An 18,960-nucleotide genomic window follows, 5' to 3' on the forward strand; every position below is an offset into this window, starting at 1 on the left:
CTGGATCAGCCGTCGGTGAGCGAACCCGGGAAGCACTGCGAGAAGGAGGAGATCTGCACGCGCTTCGAGTCATTGAGGATCGAGACGAAGTACTGGTCGTTCCCCGGCCCGGTCACGACCAGGCGTCTCCTGTGCGAGGTCGTGTTCCGTTCGTCGTCGTAGCCAGCGGAACGGAGTTCTCGGCTGATGGTGTCGTAAGTCGACTCCACGGGGACCTCCCGCGTGAGCGTCAGATCAGCACCGATCGACGACTGGACGTCATCCTCAGAGCAGTCGAGCAACGTCCAGCTCCCCGTCCGGGTCTCGCCGACAGACCCCGCGGGAAACGCGTCGATGATCCGGCGCTGCACGTCGGCTGTCCGCTCTTGCGCCTCAGCGCGGGTGGCCGTCGGCGTCGCCCTCTCAGTGGGGTTGTGCGCGCAGGCGCTGAGACCGAGGATGCTCAGAGCAGTCACCACGAGCGCTCCGGTCCGCCTGACGCTCACCGGAGTGCCGTTCCGTTTCTGCTGGGCCACCGCCTGTGACATGCGCAGTTCCTGTTCACTGGTCCGCCAGCGAACCGCGGAAGCACTGTGAGAAGGAAGAGATCAGCACGCGCTTCTTGTCGTTCTCGATCGCGACGAAGTACTGGTCGTTCGCCTCGCCCGTGATGACGAGTTCCGTACCGAGTGAGTTCGTGCTCTGCTCTCCTCGATGGCCGTCGGCCTGCAGTTCATGCGAGATCGCGTCGTAGGTCTCGTCGATCGGCACGGCTCGGGCAAGTGTCAAGGTCGCGCTGATCGAGGACTGGATCTCGTTCTCGGAGCAATCGAGCAAGGCCCAGCCGCCTGTGCTCGTGCGTTCGACAGCACCGTCGGGGAACGAATCGATGATCCGGCGCTGCGCGCTCGCGGTGCGCTCTTCGGCATCCGCACGGGTGATCTTCGAGCTCGGCGTCGGTGGTCCAGGCACGGCGGGGCCTCCTGCACATGCCGTCACGGCGAACAGCATCGTCGAACTCAGCAGGATCGCAGCGGTTGTCTTGGGGGTCACGGGTCGATGTCCGTCCTCAGATCGTCGAGCACCGAGGAAGACCGAGCCCCCGCGTCCTCGATCGGCTGATCAGCTGTCGGACAGGGACCCCGGGAAGCACTGGGAGAACGAGGAGATTCGTACGTCCTTGTCCTCGACGTAGATCGTCACGAGGTACTGGTCGTTGTCCTGGCCCGTGATCGTCAGGCGCTTCGCTCCCTTGGGAGTGGTGTCGATCGTCCCCTTGTACCCGTCGTGCTCCACGGCGCGCGTGATCGAATCGTAGGTCTGCTCCACGTCAACTGGGGCGGCCAAGGTGACGGCGACGCCCCCGGCAGCTTGAACCTCGGAGTTCGAGCACGAGAGCAGTACCCACTTGCGATCGTCGGCCCGGGTGACCGAACCGTCGGGGAAGGCTTCGACGATCCGATGCTGGACAACAGCAGACCGTTGCTCTGCCTGGCCGCGCGACACGGGCGTTGATGACGGTGACTGTTCCATTGACGGTCCTCCAGCACAGGCAGCCAGCGTCAGCAGTGACAGGATGCCGAGTGCTACGGCTGTGAGCGGGCGTTGGGTCATTTGTAGATGTCCTCGGAGAGGTCGTCGAGTACGGTGCGGTTGCCCTCGACTCGAGCGACCCGGTTGTGCTCATCGAGCAGGAACCCGTAATCGTACGGGTTCACGTCCTCCGGTTTCGGCCCGTAGTAGGCGTCGTGCCCGAACGCCGGGTTCCAGCGCGGGTTGTTGCCGTCCCAGACGTGCCGTGTCGCCTGCCCGACCTGCAGGATGTCGAGGTACGAGTAGTCCTTGTACTCGGTCAGCGCGTTCGGCTTCCAGTCCTGCGGCATGCCGGCGCCCGAGAGCGAGTCCACCTGGTTGTACACGGCTCCGAGCGTCTCCGAGGTCGTGATGTTGGCCGTTCCCCAACTGTGACCGATGGCGGTGGTGAGAGCGTTGGTCATGTTGGGATCCGTGCTGATGCCTGCGGCAAGCTGTCGGAGCCGCTCCGCAGGCCCGAGCGCGAACTCTGGGTCGTTCGCTTCGTTGATGCCTCCGACGCCGGCAGTCTCTTCTCCGGGGAACACACCGTCCTTCGCCACGAAGACGACACTGTCGTTCGGTGAGGCTTCGTGCAACCAGTTGCCGACCTGTTGGATGCCGTCGTTGTAGAAGCCTTCCATGTTGCTGAACGTCCCGGGCACGTACGTGATGACGTGCTTGGTGTCCGGCCCCGGTGTGCCGTACATCTCGATGATCCGCTTCTGGGACGGATCGTAGAGGTACAGCTGGTGCTCGGGCGGTTCCTTGACCACACCCTCGAGGTACTTGATCTCCTGCTGCAGCGCGGCGATCTCGTCCCGGTTGGCCTTCGTGCCGTGGCCGAGGGACTGCCCGAGGACGCCCTCGGTGAGCTGCAACGCTGCGAGCCGGGTCTTCGCGTCCTCGAGCCGGTCGGCGGCGAGGCTCCGGTTCGCTGCGACCCGAGCCTGCGCCGGGACGCCGTTGAGTGCGCCGATGACGGACGGGATCGCGCCGACGAGGGCGGACTGTTCGGCCGAGAGGCGGGTGTCGTCACCGGTCCCGAGGGACTTCCACCAGGCGCGGACGGCACCCGGGTCGGCGGTCTCGATCCGTGCCGCCACGTCGGGGTGCTTCCGGAGGAACTCCGCGGCGTCGTCCGCACTCATGCTCTGCAACAGCGCGAGGAGCATCAGCGGGGTGGCGCTCGCGACGTCCGAGTCGGTCAGCCGCTTCGGCAGCCCGTTCGCTGCACGGGCGTCGAGCGCATCGGTACACGCGCGGTCGGCCGCACGCCGCCGTTCGACGAGCGCGTCCCACTCGAGGTCGATGCTGCGGGCCGCGGTCAGCGCGTCGGTGACGTCGTCCGCGCGTCGGTTCGCGGTGCTGCTCGCGCTCGCGATCTGCTCGGGCGTGCTGTCGGACGAGCGTGCGGTGTCCTGCGCCTCGGACCGTGCGTTGCTCGCAGCCGCCTGCGCGTCCGTCAGCGCCTGCGCTGCGGACGAGCGGCGCGTCTCGAGATCGCGCTGGTCTTCCTGGATCGCGGTCAGCGCGGACGCGTAGGTCTCGAGGGCGCTCGCCTGCTCGTCCAGAGCGGTCGCGAGGGTCCCGACGTCGGTCGTGAACGCGCCCACGTTCACCTGGAAGGGCTCCTTCGCTCGACCCCGCCAGTCAGCGGTCTGGCCGTCGTGCGCCAACACCCGCAGCGACCGCGCGGTGTCGCGGAGGTCGTCGGCCTTGTCGCGTCGGGACGCCGCGATCGCCGAGACGGCAGCAGGATCGCCCTGCCCCGGATCCGTGTTCGACCAGGCCATCAACGACCGCCCAGCTGTGCTGCGAGTTCGCCCTCGGTCGTCGAGATCTGGAACGCGACCTGGGCCGGGTACTGCCCGATGGACGTCAGTGACTCCGCGAGGACCTCGCCGCGGTCGGTGATGGTCGAGCCCGCGTCGCCGAGCGCGGCCGCGACCGTGGAGGAGCCGAGTGCGTCCTCGCGCGGATCCGCGATCGAGCGGTCCATCCGCACCGTCGCCGGTAGCGGCGCCATGGCGTGCGTCAGGGCGTCGAGCGACGCCGTGTCGACCTGTAGATCCCCCACGCGGACCCCCTCCGTGTTCCCGACCACGATAACGCAGCCGGGCGAGCGATCACCAGCGCATTGCGTACGACATGTCACTGCGCCCGCAAGACGTCCCACCGCCGCAACACCACGCCCGAGCCGAAGCGCTGCTCCTCCAGCAGCGCGAGCCGTACCGGCGCCCGCTCGCCGGAGCGTGGCGGGTCGAACAGCGGCCGACCGCCGCCGAGCACCGCGGGGTGCGTGAAGAGCATGAGCTCGTCGATGAGCCCCGCATCGAACAGTTGCGACGCGAGGTCCGCCCCACCGACCCCGACGTCGCCCTCCGTCTCCTGTCGGATCCGCGCGAGCAGCTCGATCGCCCGACCGTCGGAACCGATCACGCGGGTGTTGTGATCGGCGGTCGTCCGGGTCCGCGAGACGAGGACCTTCGGTTGCGCGACGTAGATCTCCCCGTACTCGCGCTCGACCTCGGGCAGGGATTCGTCGGTGCGGGCGTCCGGCCAGTACGGGTCCATCATGTCCCGCACGACGCGCCCCTCGACGGACAGCACCATCGCCGCAGCACGCCGGTTGAACTCGCGGTGCAGTTCCTCGTCGATGCTGACCCACTCGGGGCCGTCCGGGCCGCTGTGCTCCCCGGGGGCGCGCTCGATGAAGCCGTCGACGGACACGTTCATCCAGTACACGAAGCGTGCGGGCATGGCGACTCCCTCGTCGGACCTGCGATGCCGAGATGCTACGCCCGCCACCGCCACCGCCACCGCCACCGCCACCGCCACCACTGCCACTGCCACTGCCACTGCCACCGCCACCGCCACTGCCACTGCCACCGGTACCGCGGCCAGCGGTCCGCTGCCGGCTGCGGGCCAGCACCGCTGCGGGCCAGCACCGCTGCGGGCCAGCACCGCTGCTCGGTCCGCTGCGCGAAGCGGCCCGGGCACGGGACCGGCCGGGATGGGAGGATGCAACGTCAGACCCGCCGAGCACGAGGACCCCATGACGCACGACGACGCAGCGCCGCTCCTCGACGGCCGGTACCGGGTCGAACGGGCCATCGGCCAGGGCGGCATGTCGGTCGTCTACCAGGCCACCGACGAGGTGCTCCGCCGACCGGTCGCCGTCAAGGTCTTCCACTCCGGCTCGGTCGACATCGCCCGGCAGGACGCCGAGCTCGGAGTCCTCGCCTCGCTCGAACACCACAACCTCGTCGGCCTCCTCGACGCGGGAGTCCTCACCAACGCTGACGGAGGCCAGCAGCGGTTCATCGTCATGTCGCTCGTGGTCGGACAGGACCTCGAGGCGCGCCTGAAGGTCGGCCCCCTCGCCGTCCGGCACATCGCCGAGGTCGGGTTCGACATGGCCGAGGCGCTCCACTACATCCACGCGCACGGGGTCGTCCACCGCGACATCAAGCCGTCGAACATCCTGCTCGTCGACTACGGCCACGACGTCGACCGGGCCCGTGCCCGGCTCACCGACTTCGGCATCGCGATCGCCGAGGGTGCCGAACGCCTCACCGCCGACGGTGTCACGACCGGCACCGCCGCCTACCTCAGCCCCGAGCAGGCCCGCGGCGGCGAGGTCGGACCGGCGAGCGACGTCTACTCGCTCGGCCTCGTCCTCCTGCAGTGCTTCACCCGCCGACGGGAGTTCCCCGGCTCCGTCGTCGAGTCGGCGATCGCCCGGCTGTCCCGCGACCCCGTCGTGCCCGAGCCGCTCCCCGAGCACTGGAAGACCGCGCTCCGCGCGATGACCGCACAGGACCCGGCCGACCGGCCCCTCGGGGCCGAGCTCGTCGCGATGCTCCGCGACGTCGTCATCGCGGACACGTCGGCACCCGACCACGTGGTCGACCCGGACGGCCTGGAGGCACCCACCGCGCCCGTCACGCAGCTCACGCCTGACGGGGCGCACGACCAGGGCACCCGAGCCCCGTCCGCCGCCGCCTCGGCCCCGGCGGCCGTGGCTCCGACCGGCGCGCACGCTGCGGCCGCACCTGCGGGCACGGGCGACCGGCCGGCCACGCTCGACGAACTGCCCGAAGAGGCCCTGCACCGCACCACCGCGATGGCAGCCCGGCTCTTCGACGCACCCATCGCGCTCGTCGAGGTGCTCGACGAGGACCGGGAGTGGTCCCAGTCGTGGATCGCGGACGGCGTCGACCCGTCCGCGCGGAAGATCAGCTTCCGCAATGGCTTCGCACCGGTGCCCGAACCCGTCGTCATCCCCGACGGCGCCACCCACCCGGAGATGCGGGAGAGTCCGCTCGTCACCGGGCCGCTCGGCATCCGGTTCTTCGTGAGCGTCCCCCTCGTGAAGCACGACGGCACGACGATCGGGACCCTCGCGGTGCTCGACGCGAAGCCGCGCGAGGCGACCGAGTCGGACCTGGCGAACCTGCGCGACCTCGCGGCGCTCGCCGTGGCACAGCTCGAGCTGCGCCAGGAGTCCCTGCGGACGACCAGCGACGCGCTGCCCCTCGACCGCCCGCGCTGATCCCACTCAGTCGACGACGGCGATGTGCTCGCGGACGAGCGCAGTGAAGCGGATCGGGTCGACGTCGCCCACCGCGAAACGCGGGTCGTCGCCACGGATCCCACGGAGGATCCGTGCGACGTCCAGGCGTCTCCCCACCGCCGGCGTGCGATCCAGACCCCATCCACCGACGTCGTGCGCTCCGTGGTGCTGCCGGATCTCCAACAGGTGCGAGAGGTCCACGAGGTCCTTCGCCGCTCGGCGGGACGCCACGCTGTACGCCTTCAACAGCGTGGCGAGTTCGACGGTCGGCACGGGGACGGAGACCCGGGTGGACGAACCGTCCGTGAAGACGAGCGTCGTCTCGACGGTGATCGGTGGATGCAGCAGCGCGAGGTCGAAGCCGGGGCTCGCGTCGTACTGCCGCCCGCCGAGGGACCGTGGCCGGAAGCGTCCGCCGAGCGACTCGACGAGGAGGTCGATCGTGCGTCCCTGCCGTTCGAAGCGGTTGCCGGCGGTCGGGGAGTAGCCGGCGAGGCGCAGTCGTTCGACGACCGAGCCGGCCGCGGCCAGCTCGGTGCTCAGGCCGGCATCGGCGTCGATGGTCCGGCGAACCTGCAGGCCAGGCACGGGGAAGGCGGCGAGCAGCAACCCCACCATGTGCCCTCCGACGATGCGGAAGCCGTCGAGGCCGTCTGCGACCGTGACGGCGTCGACGAGCGCCCCGAAGGCCAGGTCGTCTGCGTTCGACGTACTCGGGATCGTCACGGCGCGGCGCATCACCGGTCCGCCCACCCGGCGAGGGTGACGCTGCGGAGGTTCGCGACGGCGTCGGTGCGGTCGGCTCCTCGACCGTGGGCCACCTCCCACGCGGTCAGCAGCGGATCGGTGCTGCGCGGGGCCGAGCCCGACCACGCCGCCGCGCTCGCGAAGACCGTCGGGTCCGCCGGTACGACGACGGACAGCGTCTCGCTGCCCGCGTCGGCGACGGCGGAGCGGGCGTGGAGGTCGAGCTCCGTGCGTGCGTACACGACCCCCACGGACGGCCGACGGAACGGCGCCTGCTCGTCCGCCGCGACGTCGCCGGACAGCAGTGCCTCGGTCGACGTCGCACGCGCGACCGCGAGTGCACGCTCGGCCTGCTCGACGACCGGCGCCGCCCCCGCCCACCTGCGGCGAACCCCGTCGGGTCCCGGGTACTCGTCGAGGAACGCGTCCCAGAGCACTGCCGGGTCGACCGCGGTCCAGCCGTCGCCCGACCGTCCGACGCCGAGCGGGCGCAGGCCGGTGAGGGCGAGTGCGACCGCCTGCTGGGTCATCCCGGTCTCCCGCGCCAGTCGTACCTGGGTCCGCGGCTCAGCCGTCCGGACGAAGGCTCGGAGGAGCGCGAACCGACCCCACGGCCGGCGACCTCGGGGTCGAGGCGACATCCCCCGTGTCGAGGACGGCGCTCGGAGCTCGTGCGTGTGGATGATCACGACGCCGTCGTCCACGCCGGTGACGATCAGCCTGCGGTCGTGCAGTGCCGTCCACCGCAGGGACGAGGTGACGTGCGGCACGACGTACAGCACGGCGTCGTGCCGTGACGAATGGTCGAGCGCGGCGAGTTCTCGGGCGACGCGCGCCGGCCCGGGGGCGCTGTCGACGGCTCGGACGCGGGCATCGTGGCCGAGACCGTCGTGTTCGACGCGAGCCTCGGTCGCCGACGTCGCCCGGATCGTGGTGCGACCGGCACCGAGCGATCCGAGGAGGTCGAACCCGCGCAACACGTCCATGCGGGGCAGTGTACAAGGAAAACCGGCCAGGATCGGATTTCCTTGTACTGGGTCAGTCGGTGAGGGCCGCCGCGTACGCCCGCACGGACCGGTGGTACCGGGGGAGCGTCGGCTCGACGGCCTCGATCGCCACCCGCAGCGCCTCGTCCACCCGTCCGGCGCTGTGCAGCGCGAGGGCGAGGAAGACCTTCGGCGCGGCACCGGTCGCCGGGTGCTCGGGCGCGTCCCGGAGCATCGTGATCGCCTCGTCGACCCGGCCGAGGTTCCGGAGGGTCGAGGCGTGCTGCACCACCATCCGTGCCGCACGGTCGGGGTCGACCTCGCCGAGGCCAGCGGCGGTGGCGGCGGCGTACTGCACGTCCGCGTCGGCCTCGCGTCCGGTGGAGTCGTACGCCCCGCCGAGCTCGAAGGCGGCGAGGGCCGGGTGCGGCGCCACAGCTGCGAGCGACGTCATCCGCGACACCAGCTGTTCGTCGTCGAGGTCCGCCGCCCAGGTCTCGGCGACGTCGTGTTCCCAAGCATCGGTCATCCCACGACCGTAGCGGCACCGATCCTCGGCGACCGTAGCGTGACCGACGCTCAGCGACCGTCGCGCACCGACGCCCGGAACGACCGCACCAGCGGCACGTCCGGCCGGACGGTCACGGCGGACCGCCACGCGAGCGCCGACCCGATCGCGGGGTACTCGGCGACGCGGACGAACCACGGATCGTGGTGGTCGAGCGCGGTGACCCGGATCGTCGCCGGACCGCCGTCGAAGTCCGCGGCCCACTCGACCCAGGGCGCGACGGACCCGTGCACCGCGTCCTCACCGACGGCGTCGGCGGTGCGGACGGACACCCGGTCGCACGTCGGGAAGCGCCAGAAGAACCCGCCGTACCCGGCCCCGACGCGCCCGTTCGACCCCGGCCCGCCGAGCCGCACCGGGGCGTGCCCCGGCGCCCGGAACGACGACGACCAGTCGAGCGTCCAGCCGTCCTCCTGCGCGGCCCAGGTCAGCACCCGGTCCTCGTGCAGGACGACGCCGCCGTCGGGCGACCGCCAGACGATCTCCTGCCCGAGCCACCCCGGCCGCTGTTCGGCGTGCAGGACGTCGACGCGGCCGTGGTCCTCGCGCCACACGTACCCCTCGCCGTGCACGTAGGTCCGGCCGCCCCAGCAGTTCACGCCGTCGAGGTCGGGGATCGCCACCCCGAGACCGCAGTGCCAGTCGTGGTCGCCGGGGTGGTGCGCCGACACCGTGACGCCCGCACGGGTCCGCACCGGGTGCAGGTAGGGCCGCGGCGACGACGTCGGGATGGTCCCCGCGCCGTCGAGGACCTCGCCGACCGCTGTGCCACCGACCCGGAGCGTCGCGAGCACCTCGTCGTGCGCCGTGGGCGCCCACGGTGCCCCGACCTCCGAGAAGAGCGCGAGCCGGTCGGCCGCCCGGTCGGCGATCGCCTCGACGTCGGCGACGAGCGGTCGGCGGCCCGGGCCGTCGCCCTCCCACGTGACCCACGGGTGGTCGATCTGCACGGGCTCGGTGGCGCGGACGGCCTCGAGGACCTCGACGAACGCCCCGGTCGAGACGAGCGGCACGAGGAGCGGCGCTCCGGTGGTCCGGTGGTCGAGCAGGTTCTCCAGCAGCTCGGTCCGCTCGTACGTCGTGGTCGTCCCGTCGACCGTGACCTCGTCGGTCGTGTAGCCGAGGACAGCCCGTCCGGTCGCGCCCGTGACCCGCACCGTCGGGAGCACCTCGGTCGGTGCGCAGAGCGTGAGGGCGGCGGTGGCCTCCCGTCCCGCGGTGGTCGTGACCCGGACGGCGGAGGTGTCGTCGCCCTCGATCGCGTTCGCGCGGTACAGCTCGACCTCGACCCGGGCGACGTCCGCGGCGTGGCGGCACCCGACGAGCGCCAGGGCGGTGGCGACGGCGTGTGCGAGCGGGTTCGTCACGACCCCGTCGAGGACATCGATCCCGGCCACCCGGCGACGGCCGGCCCATCCCGAACGCGACCAGTACGCCTGGTCGCGCGTCCACGTCCCGACCGCGGCGGCCGACCGCACCGGCCCGACGACCGATCCGTCGCGCAGCGCCGGGAGCGCGGCCGAGCCGAGGCTCTGGAACCCGACCTGCACGACCCGACCGGTGCGGCGCTCGGCGTCGAGCAGTTCCGCGAGGGCAGCGCGGGTCGTCACGGGCGGCTTCTCGAGCAGGACGTCGGCACCGGCCTCGAGTGCCGCCGTCGCCAGCGGCAGGTGCGCGCCGATCGGCGCGGCGACCACGACGACGTCGACGGCGCCGTGTGCGCGGGCGGCGGTGACGTCCGCGACGACGGGCACACCGCCGTCGGTGTCGGTCCCGAGGGTCGGGTCGACCACGGCGGTCAGGACGCACCGGCCCGCGACGACCATCCGGTCGATGGTCGCGCGGTGGTGCAGCCCGTACCCGCGGGCGCCGACCAGGACGATGCCGGGAGGCCCGCCACCGGTCCGTCCCGTCGGCTGCGGCCCGCCGCCGGTCACGGTCACCGGACCGCTGCGGTGGCGACGTCGTTCGTCGCGACGCCGGTGGTCGCGGCCGCTCCACCGGTCGGGACCGGCGTGCCGATGACGATGCGCGCACGTCCGGGCGCGCGGCCCGTGACGTGGACGTGCTGCCCCTCCGGACGGTCGGTGCCGCCGAGGAACGCGTAGTCCTGACCGGGCGCGTAGAACGCCGGCTGCGCGTACCCGGTGCCGGAGCCCGGTCCGAACGTGATCGTCGACTCCCCGACGCAGTGGGTTCCGGTGCCCTCGACGAGCACGGTCTCCCCGGTGGCGGCGTCGGTGCTCACACCGGTCACCGTACCCCCGTCGCGGAAAGTGAGCTGGAGCGACCACGGTACGTCGGCGCCGTCGGTCTCGAGGTCGACGACCACCCGCTCGGGCTCGACCGCGACGGTGACGGTCGTGCGGAGCGACACCGTGTCGACGGCACGGGACCCGAAGGCCATCGAGCCGGAGAACCGACCCTCGTCCGCGAGGGCGTAGTCCCCGTCCGCCCGGCGGTCAGCGGGGGCGAGCGGCTGGTGGTACCCGGCGGACACGGTCTCGCTGAGCCGCCACCGACCGTCACCGAGCGGCTCCAGCGTGGTCGGCCGGAACGGTCCGAGGCCGAAGAACTCCCGCGAGAGCCGGACGTCGGAGAGCACGGCGTCGCCGGAGAGCACGCGGAGGAACGTGGGGCTGTTCGCGAGCCCGGACCGCACGTGACCCTGCGTCGGGACGTCGGAGCCGGCGAACAGCACGACGTCCCGGTGCTCCTCGCGGACGTGCACGAGCCGGGCGTCCCGGAACACGGTCGTGCCGAGGGGGAGCGGTGCGGGCTCCGGCAGCGGCTCGGCGAGGAGCGGGTCGGTCATCGCCCGGGCCGCGGTCACGGCGGGCTGCCACATCGGGGCCACGGCCGCGCGGGCCGCCACGGTGGCGAGGTCCCCACGCTGGTCGAGCACCGCGACGTGCCAGAGCAGCGGCGCGAACGGGCCGATCCCGAACGGCTCGGACTGGTCCTGTCGCCGGGACTGCACGGTCTCGACGGTGTCGTCGCGGAGCAGCAGCGCGAGGGTGGCGTCGAGCGACCGGCGGACCGGGCCGAGGAGCGCCGGCCGGTCGAGCACGTCCTCGAGCACGAGGAACGAGGGGCACGAGACCGCGGCGGCGTAGTTCGGGCTCCGCTCGGACCACAGGCCGTCGGCGTCGATGTCCGGTCCCTCGGCGAGCCACTCGTGGATGCGCTCGACGAGGGCGTCCGACGGGTGCAGGCGGTGGATGCGCGCGAGCGCCGCGCTGATCTCCCACCGGTGGTTCGGCGTGTGCACGCCACCGGTGAGGAGCGCCGGCGTCGCCCGCTCGACGATCCGGTCGAGGTCGGCGGCGAGGGCATCGGCTGCGGCATCGCCGTCGCGTAGCGGCCCGAGCAGTTCGAGGGCGTCGCACACGTCGTTGACCGTGAACGCGGAGTCCGGTGGTGACGTGACGTTGTCGCCGCCGACGAACGTGCCGCCGGGGGACTGCAGCGCGGCGAGGTGCCGGACGTACCCGTGTGCGGTGGCGAGGTCGTCGTCGGGGAGGCGACCCGTGCCTCCCGGCCGCTCCTGCCGGACCCGGGCACCCACGAAGGCGAGGGCACGCGCCATCAGCTCGCGGTGCGACAGCGCCGCCGGGTCACCCGGCGATGCGCGCCACGCGGCGAGCTCGGCCTCGGCGGCGGGGCCGACCGCGTCGACGAACCCCATCAGTCCTTGAGTCCCGCGTTGAGGTCCGCGCCGTTCACGTACTTCTGGAACACCAGGTAGATGAGCAGCAGCGGCAGGATCGAGATCACCGAGGCACCGAGCAGGACGGTCCAGTTGACGTTCTCGGCGCCGACGATGCTCTGCAGGGCGATCTGGATCGTGAACTGGTGCGGGTCGTTGAGCACCAGGAGCGGCCAGATGTAGTCGTTCCACCGCCACTGGAACGAGAAGATCGCGAGGGTCACCATGATCGGGCGGGAGATCGGCAGCATGATCCGGAAGAAGATCCCGAACTCGCTCGCACCGTCGATCCGTGCCGCCTCGACGAGGTCGTCCGGGACGGTGAGGAAGAACTGCCGGAACATGAAGATGCCCGTCGCGGTGATGATCGACGGCACGATGATGCCCGCGAGGGAGTCGTACATGCCAAGGTCCCGGATGACGATGAAGGTCGGCGCGAGGATGACCTCGGTGGGGAGCATGGTCGTCGCGAGGATGCACACGAAGAACACCTTGAGCCACCGGTTGTCGTACTTCGCCAGGGCGTACCCGGTGGCGGCGCTCGCGAGGACCGTCAGCACGGTGGTGACGAGCGCGACGACGATGGTGTTGCCGAAGTACCGGGCGAAGTCGAAGCTCTGCCACGCCTCGACGAAGCCGGACACCGACCACTGCTCCGGGAACAGCGTCAGCGGGTACGAGAACAACTCGCCGCCGGGCTTGAACGCGCTGAGCACGAACCAGAGCACCGGGAAGCCGAAGCCGATGATGAAGACCCAGAGCAGTGCGCTGACCGCGATGGCCTGGGGCTTCGGCACCCGGTCGAGTCCGCCGCGGGTGGCGGCCTGCTTCGCGGCGCGCTTCGCTGCGCGTCGGCCGGCGGTGCTGACGGAACGGGTCGCGTCGCCGTCGACGGCGTCGGGCCGGGTGGCGTCCGGGTTCGCGGCGCCCGGCGCTCCGGCACCGGGCAGGGTGGTGGTCATCGGCGCTTCTCCGTCCGACGGTTCAGGGCCAGCTGGATCAGGGCGATGGCCATGAGGATGAGCATGAGGACCATCGACGCGGCCGAGGCGTAGCCGATGTGGGCGTTCTGGAACCCGTTCGTGTAGATGTACTGCACGAGCAGGTTGTTGTCCGTTCCCGGGCCGCCGCCGTTGAGGGCCTGGATCGTCGCGAACTCCTTGAACGCGCCGAGGGACGACAGCAGCACGACGATGAACGACGTCGGCGCGATGCTCGGCAGCGTGATGTACCGGAACTGGTGCCAGGCGCCGGCACCGTCGAGCGCGGCTGCCTCGTAGTAGGACTGCGGGACGTTCCGGATCGCGGCGACGAAGAGCAGCATGTTGAACGCCGACCCCGCCCACGCACTCGCGAAGACCACCACGAGCAGGGAGAGGTCCGCGTTCGACTGCCACGGCACGGCCTTGCCGCCGAGGGACTCGATGACGAAGTTCGCGAGGCCGAAGTTCTCGCCGAACATCCACCGCCAGATGACGCCGGTGACGATCGGGGAGATGAGCCACGGTACGAAGAAGACGATCCGGGCGACGCTCTTCCCCTTCGCCGCACTGCTCGTGAGCATGAGCGCCATCGAGAGGGAGAGCACGAACCCCAGCGGCACGGCGACGACCGCGTAGAGCACGGTCCGGAACAGGGCGGCGTAGAAGGTGTCGTCCTGGAACAGCTCGACGTAGTTCTGCAGGCCGATGAAGTTCGGGGAGACGACGCCGTTGTAGTCGGTGAACGAGTACCCGAGGCCGATGACGGCGGGCCAGACGAAGAACACCGCGAACAGGACGACGTTGACGCTGACGAAGGCGATCGGTGCCAGCAGGGGCTTCCGGACGCCGGAGCGTCGGCGGCGGGTGCCGGGGCCGGGGGGTCGGACGGTGTCGTTCGACGGCACCGCTCGGGGGACGGCGGTCTGGGTGCTCACGGTGGTCCTCTTCGTTCGTCGCGGTCTGGGGTGGGAGCCGGACGGGCCCGGCCCGAGTGCCGGACGGGCCGGGCGCTCGTGCGCCCGGCCCGGTCCGTCAGCCGACGTGGTCCTCGTAGTACTTCGTGATCGTCTCGAGCGTCTGCTTCGCCGACTGCTGCCCGTTGATGAGCTTCCCCACCTCGGCGGTCGTCGGGTCGGTGCCGAGCTCCTTGCCCTCGACACCCCAGCGGGCGCTCTCCTTGGCGTAGGAGCTGGAGATCGGCGCGGCCGCCTCGATCTCCTTCTGGTACAGCGCGAAGGAGTCCTTCGCCGCCTGCGACTCGAACGGGTACGAGATGTCGAGGCCGGACTCGACCGGCAGGAAGCCGTTCGTCGTCACGAGCTTCGCGTAGTTCGTCGGGTCGTACATGTAGGCGATGAACTTCTTCGCCGCGGCGCCCCGGGTGTCGGAGTTCTCGAACCCGACGATGTTGCCGCCGTAGTTGATCTCGGTCGCGTGCGTCGGGTCGGCCGGGGTCGCTGCGCTCGCCCAGTCGAAGTCGGTGATGTTCGACGCGAAGTCGGACGACTGCCAGACACCGGAGAAGTACGCGACGACCTGCCCGCTCTTGAAGAGCGCGTTCGGGTCCTGCCCGCTCGTCCACACCGACTTCGGCATGGTCGTGTCGTCGTTCATGTCCGCGAAGTCCTGCAGCGCCTTCACGGTCTTCGAGTCGGTCGGGAAGGAGCCGTCCTTCTCCTGCTGCATGAAGTCGGTGCCCTTGGTGAACATGTAGGCGCGGAGCCGCGAGGGCGAGGAGTCGAACACGAGGTCGTACTTCGCGCCGGTCTTCGCCTTGACCTGGTCGGCCTTCTGCAGGAACTCGTCCCAGGTCCAGGCCTTCGACGGGTCGGTCGGGTAGGACACCCCGGCCTTGTCGAACAGCGACTTGTTGACGAACAGCCCCGCCGCGGTGACGTCGGACGGGATCGAGGTGATCTTGCCGCCCTTCTCCTTCGCGATGATGTCCTGGTCGATCTTGTTCGCGCCGTCGTCGACGATGGACGCGAGGTCGACCGTCTTGCCGGTCCAGATCGGGTCGATACCGGCGGCGCGGACGACGTCGGGCAGCGAGTTCGCCTGTGCGGACTCGCGGAGCTTCGTCTGCAGGCCGTCGTAGGGGAGGTTCACGATCTTGACCGAGACGCCGGTCTTCTTCTCGTAGGAGTCCGCGAGGTCCTGGTACCCCTTCTCCTGCGCGGTCGAGGTGGACAGCCAGAAGGTGAGCTGGTCGACCTTCCCGCCGTTCGAGCCGGAGCCGCCGGACGCGCAGCCGCTCAGGAGTGCGAGCGCGGCGATGCCGCCGGCGAGGGCGAGCATTCTCTTGGAGGACTTCATCGTCACTGCTTTCGTTCGGGACCACGGCGTGCGCCGCGGGCGAGCGTTCAGGGGGTCTCGGCCGAGTGCCACAGGTCTACACGAGCCGGGGCGGCTTGGCAAGCGCTTTCCGAAATCATGTGATGACAACGCGACGTGCGCCGCCGAGCGGCGCGGAACGGGGTGGAAATCGCTATCCTCGCGACCAGACCGCGGTCGCGGTCCGGACTGGAGGCACGACATGCCCGAGCGGAGCACGGTCACCCTGGCGGACGTGGCCGAGCGGGCAGGCGTCTCGCTCGCCACCGCCTCGCGGGCCCTCAACGGCAGTACGCGGAAGGTCCGGCAGGAGTCGCTCGACCGCGTGCACGCCGCCGCGCAGGAGCTCCGCTACACCGCCAACGTGCAGGCCCAGGCCGTTGCCCGCGGGACCACCACGACCCTCGCCCTCGTCGTGGGCGACATCGCCGACCCGTACTTCGCCGCGATCGCCGCCGGGGCGATCCGCGCCGCCGACGAGGCCGGCCTCGTCGTCACGATCACGTCCACCGGCGGGGACGCCTCGCGCGAGCAGGAGGTGCTCGCCGTGGTCGCCGGCCTCCGCCCCCGGGCCGTGGTGCTCGCCGTCAGCCGCAGGCTCGGTGCTGCGTCCGACACCGGAGCCGCGGTGCAGGCGCTCGCCGCCGGGGGTGCCGGGGTCGCCGCGCTCGTCTCCGACCTCGACGGCGGGTCCGTCCCCGGGGTCGAAGGGCTCGTGATCCGCAACCTCAGCGGAGCCGCGGCGCTCGCCGGTGCCCTCGTCGAGCAGGGGCACGACTCGTTCGCCGTCCTCGCCGGGGACCCGACGCTCGCCACCGCGCACGCCCGCTACGAGGGGTTCGTGGCCGGGCTCGCCGCACACGGACTGAGCGTGCCGGACCGGTGGGTCGTTCCGTCCGCGTTCACCCGCGACGGCGGACACCGGGCGATGGAGACCCTGCTCGACGCAGCCGCCGGGGGAGCGGCACCGCTGCCGCGGTGCGTGTTCGCGGTCACGGACCTCATGGCGGTCGGGGCGCTCGCGGCGATCCGGGAGCGCGGACTCGTCCCGGGCGTCGACATCGGCGTCGCGGGGTTCGACGACGTCCGGATGCTCGCCGACGTCGTGCCGGCGCTCAGCACCGTCCGGCTCCCGCTCGAGGACATCGGTGCGCGGGCGGTCCGGCGGGCACTCGGGACGGACACGGGCGGTGCCGTCGACGGCGAGGTCGTCCTGCGCGCGAGCACCGCCCGGTAGCGCGTGGCGAGGTCGCTCCTCGGCACGGGGGCGGCACCGATTGCTGTCGCGAGAAGGACGTGCTGCACCGGTGCACGAACGTCGAGGTTCCACGACACTTCGCGTGTTCGGCGCCGAGGTTCCACGGAGCGTCGCTGACAACCCCGAGATCCCAGAATTCTGGAACCTCGGGGTGGGTGTCCGTACCGGGTGACGCATCGTGATCCACGACCGAGGGCTGCGCAGCGCGCTCCTCGTGGTGTACCTTGCCTGGCAAGCGCTTTCCGTAGAGGCGGAGGCGGCGCGGCGAGCAAGGGAGCACGCGATGACCACACGCACGATCGGCATCATCATGCACGGCGTCACGGGGCGCATGGGGTACCGCCAACACCTCGTCCGCTCGGTGCTCGCCATCCGCGAGGAGGGCGGCGTGCTCCTGCCCGACGGCACCCGCGTGCAGCTCGAACCGCTCCTCGTCGGACGCAACGCCGACCGGCTCGAGGAGATCGCGACGCGGCACGGCCTCGAGCACTGGACGACCGACCTCGATGCCGCGCTCGCGGACCCGCGTTGGGAGGTGTTCGCCGACTTCGCCGTGACGAGCGCCCGAGCCGGAGCCCTCCGTCGGGCCATCGCCGCGGGCAAGGCCGTCTACACCGAGAAGCCGACCGCCGAGTCCTCCGCGGAGGCGCTCGAACTCGCCCAGCTCGCACACGACGCCGGGGTCCCGAACGGGGTCGTGCACGACAAGCTCTACCTGCCGGGGCTCCGGAAGCTCCGGCGGCTGATCGACTCCGGGTTCTTCGGCCGGGTCCTCTCGGTGCGTGGCGAGTTCGGCTACTGGGTCTTCGAGGGCGACTGGCAGGCCGCGCAGCGCCCGAGCTGGAACTACCGCAAGGAGGACGGCGGCGGCATCGTCGTCGACATGTTCCCGCACTGGAACTACGTCCTCGAGCAGCTCTTCGGCCGGGTCGAGTCGGTGTACGCCCGTGCGGTGACCCACATCGAGCAGCGCTCCGACGAGCAGGGTCGTCCGTACGCTGCCACCGCCGACGACGCCGCGTACGGGGTGTTCGACCTCGCCGGGGGCATCACCGCGCAGATCAACTCGAGCTGGGCCGTCCGCGTCGACCGTGACGAACTCGTGGAGTTCCAGGTCGACGGAACCCTCGGCAGCGCCGTGGTCGGGCTCTTCGGCTGCCGCGTCCAACCGCGGACCGCGACGCCGAAGCCGGTCTGGAACCCGGACCTCCGCGACGACCGTGACTACCGCGGGCAGTGGCTCGAGGTGCCCGACGAGGACTTCGGCAACGGCTTCCGGGCCCAGTGGGAAGACTTCGTGCGCGACCTCGTCGCCGGGCGGCCGCACCGCTACGACCTGCTCTCGGGCGCCCGCGGCGTCGCGCTCGCCGAGGCCGGTCTGCGGTCCAGCGCCGAAGGCCGACGCATCGACCTGCCCGAGCTGGACCTGCGCACCCCGGCCGAGCCGAGCCTCCAGGCGGACCCCCGAGCCGCACCGACGACAGGCGACGCCGACGAGGTCGCGCAAGACGGTGATGCCGACGAGGTCGCGCAAGACGGCGACGTCGACGAGGTCGCGCAGGACGGCGACGTCGACCAGGTCGCGCGACCCAGCGACGTCGACGAGGTCGCGCAGCACGGCGAGACCGTCGGGGCGGTCGGCGCATGAGCGACCGGATCACCCTCTTGGCCCCGGACGGCACCACGAGCACCGAACCGCTCCGCGCGCCGATGTCCACGAGCAGGCCGTCCGGGCCGCTGACCGAGCGTGTCGTCTACGCCGCCGCGCACGTCGTGCCGCGCACCGCCGCGGACAACACCCCGGGAGCCCCGGCCGACCTGGACTGGGACGCCACCCTCGCGTTCCGGCACCACCTCTGGTCGTGGGGACTCGGCGTGGCCGACGCGATGGACACCGCCCAGCGGAACATGGGCCTCGACCCCTCGGCGACCCGCGAGCTCATCGCCCGCAGCGCCAGTGAAGCACAGTCGGTCGGCGGCCGGCTCGTCGTCGGGGTCAACACCGACGACCTCCCCGACGAACCGGTGTCGGAGCAGCAGGTCGTCGACGCCTACGTCGGGCAGCTGCACCACGCCGAGGACGTCGGCGCCGGGGTCGTCCTCATGGCGAGCCGGCACCTGGCGCGCCTCGCACGCACCGCGGCCGACCCCGCCGCGACCTACCGCCGCGTGTACGCCTCCGTGCTCGGCCGGGCGTCCGCGCCGGTCGTGCTGCACTGGCTCGGCGAGGCGTTCGACCCCGCCC

Annotated in this window: 17 protein-coding genes and 1 pseudogene; 4 read left to right on the forward strand and 14 right to left on the reverse strand. The window is 71.4% G+C overall.

Annotation, left to right across the window (positions count from 1 at the left end; all coding sequences use genetic code 11):
* Nucleotides 1–5 precede the first annotated feature (5 nt).
* The 6 genes from ACSW7Y_RS03035 to ACSW7Y_RS03060 all read right to left on the reverse strand — a co-directional run bounded on the left by ACSW7Y_RS03035 (nt 6) and on the right by ACSW7Y_RS03060 (nt 4,314).
* Nucleotides 6–527: a hypothetical protein gene (locus tag ACSW7Y_RS03035; RefSeq protein WP_438124865.1), complete on the reverse strand. Its 522-nt coding sequence runs from the start codon at nt 525–527 to the stop codon at nt 6–8.
* A 13-nt stretch (nt 528–540) separates the two neighbouring features.
* Nucleotides 541–990 (reverse strand): hypothetical protein, encoded by a 450-nt coding sequence (locus tag ACSW7Y_RS03040; protein ID WP_438124866.1) that lies wholly within the window; start codon nt 988–990, stop codon nt 541–543.
* A gap of 111 nt (nt 991–1,101) precedes the next feature.
* Entirely contained in the window at nt 1,102–1,593 is a 492-nt protein-coding gene (locus tag ACSW7Y_RS03045; RefSeq protein WP_438124867.1) for a hypothetical protein, read from the reverse strand.
* Nucleotides 1,590–3,347 carry a hypothetical protein gene (locus tag ACSW7Y_RS03050; RefSeq protein ID WP_438124868.1) on the reverse strand — a complete coding sequence of 586 codons (1,758 nt, stop codon included), beginning with the start codon at nt 3,345–3,347 and terminating at the stop codon, nt 1,590–1,592. Before ACSW7Y_RS03050 ends, ACSW7Y_RS03045 begins: the two co-directional genes overlap by 4 nt.
* Nucleotides 3,347–3,631 carry a hypothetical protein gene (locus ACSW7Y_RS03055; RefSeq protein WP_438124869.1) on the reverse strand — a complete coding sequence of 95 codons (285 nt, stop codon included), beginning with the start codon at nt 3,629–3,631 and terminating at the stop codon, nt 3,347–3,349. The genes ACSW7Y_RS03050 and ACSW7Y_RS03055 overlap by 1 nt, the downstream gene beginning before the upstream one ends.
* Nucleotides 3,632–3,705: 74 nt before the next feature.
* On the reverse strand, nt 3,706–4,314 hold the full coding sequence (locus ACSW7Y_RS03060; RefSeq protein WP_438124870.1) for a dihydrofolate reductase family protein: 609 nt from the start codon (nt 4,312–4,314) through the stop codon (nt 3,706–3,708).
* A 295-nt stretch (nt 4,315–4,609) separates the two neighbouring features.
* Here ACSW7Y_RS03060 and ACSW7Y_RS03065 point away from each other — a divergent pair, with 295 nt between their 5' ends.
* Nucleotides 4,610–6,109, forward strand: a complete 1,500-nt coding sequence (locus ACSW7Y_RS03065) for a protein kinase domain-containing protein (RefSeq protein WP_438124871.1) — start codon at nt 4,610–4,612, stop codon at nt 6,107–6,109.
* A gap of 6 nt (nt 6,110–6,115) precedes the next feature.
* Here the strand turns inward: ACSW7Y_RS03065 and ACSW7Y_RS03070 are convergent, their stop codons facing one another.
* The 8 genes from ACSW7Y_RS03070 to ACSW7Y_RS03105 all read right to left on the reverse strand — a co-directional run bounded on the left by ACSW7Y_RS03070 (nt 6,116) and on the right by ACSW7Y_RS03105 (nt 15,439).
* On the reverse strand, nt 6,116–6,856 hold the full coding sequence (locus ACSW7Y_RS03070; RefSeq protein ID WP_438124872.1) for a hypothetical protein: 741 nt from the start codon (nt 6,854–6,856) through the stop codon (nt 6,116–6,118).
* 11 nt (nt 6,857–6,867) lie between these two features.
* Complete coding sequence (locus ACSW7Y_RS03075) at nt 6,868–7,863, reverse strand: hypothetical protein (protein ID WP_438124873.1); 996 nt, start codon at nt 7,861–7,863, stop codon at nt 6,868–6,870.
* A 52-nt stretch (nt 7,864–7,915) separates the two neighbouring features.
* A complete protein-coding gene (locus ACSW7Y_RS03080) occupies nt 7,916–8,392 on the reverse strand; it encodes a tetratricopeptide repeat protein (RefSeq protein ID WP_438124874.1) in 477 nt (158 codons plus the stop codon).
* 50 nt (nt 8,393–8,442) lie between these two features.
* Nucleotides 8,443–10,374: a DUF6807 family protein gene (locus ACSW7Y_RS03085; RefSeq protein WP_438124875.1), complete on the reverse strand. Its 1,932-nt coding sequence runs from the start codon at nt 10,372–10,374 to the stop codon at nt 8,443–8,445.
* A complete protein-coding gene (locus ACSW7Y_RS03090) occupies nt 10,371–12,119 on the reverse strand; it encodes a hypothetical protein (RefSeq protein WP_438124876.1) in 1,749 nt (582 codons plus the stop codon). The genes ACSW7Y_RS03085 and ACSW7Y_RS03090 overlap by 4 nt, the downstream gene beginning before the upstream one ends.
* Nucleotides 12,119–13,102, reverse strand: a complete 984-nt coding sequence (locus tag ACSW7Y_RS03095) for a carbohydrate ABC transporter permease (RefSeq protein WP_438124877.1) — start codon at nt 13,100–13,102, stop codon at nt 12,119–12,121. The genes ACSW7Y_RS03090 and ACSW7Y_RS03095 overlap by 1 nt, the downstream gene beginning before the upstream one ends.
* Nucleotides 13,099–14,058, reverse strand: a complete 960-nt coding sequence (locus ACSW7Y_RS03100; protein ID WP_438124878.1) for a carbohydrate ABC transporter permease — start codon at nt 14,056–14,058, stop codon at nt 13,099–13,101. The genes ACSW7Y_RS03095 and ACSW7Y_RS03100 overlap by 4 nt, the downstream gene beginning before the upstream one ends.
* Nucleotides 14,059–14,155: 97 nt before the next feature.
* Complete coding sequence (locus ACSW7Y_RS03105) at nt 14,156–15,439, reverse strand: extracellular solute-binding protein (protein ID WP_438124879.1); 1,284 nt, start codon at nt 15,437–15,439, stop codon at nt 14,156–14,158.
* A 220-nt stretch (nt 15,440–15,659) separates the two neighbouring features.
* Here ACSW7Y_RS03105 and ACSW7Y_RS03110 point away from each other — a divergent pair, with 220 nt between their 5' ends.
* The 3 genes and pseudogenes from ACSW7Y_RS03110 to ACSW7Y_RS03120 form a co-directional block, all read left to right on the forward strand.
* Nucleotides 15,660–16,694, forward strand: coding sequence for a LacI family DNA-binding transcriptional regulator (locus ACSW7Y_RS03110; protein WP_438124880.1), 1,035 nt, complete (start codon nt 15,660–15,662; stop codon nt 16,692–16,694).
* 304 nt (nt 16,695–16,998) lie between these two features.
* Nucleotides 16,999–18,144 (forward strand): annotated as a pseudogene (locus ACSW7Y_RS03115) (Gfo/Idh/MocA family protein); the annotation flags it as partial.
* Nucleotides 18,145–18,359: 215 nt separating this feature from the next.
* The coding region (locus ACSW7Y_RS03120) for a DUF993 family protein (RefSeq protein ID WP_438124881.1) at nt 18,360–18,960 on the forward strand (601 nt) is incomplete at its 3' end.

This window comes from Curtobacterium flaccumfaciens (assembly GCF_051548005.1).
Lineage (GTDB): Bacteria > Actinomycetota > Actinomycetes > Actinomycetales > Microbacteriaceae > Curtobacterium.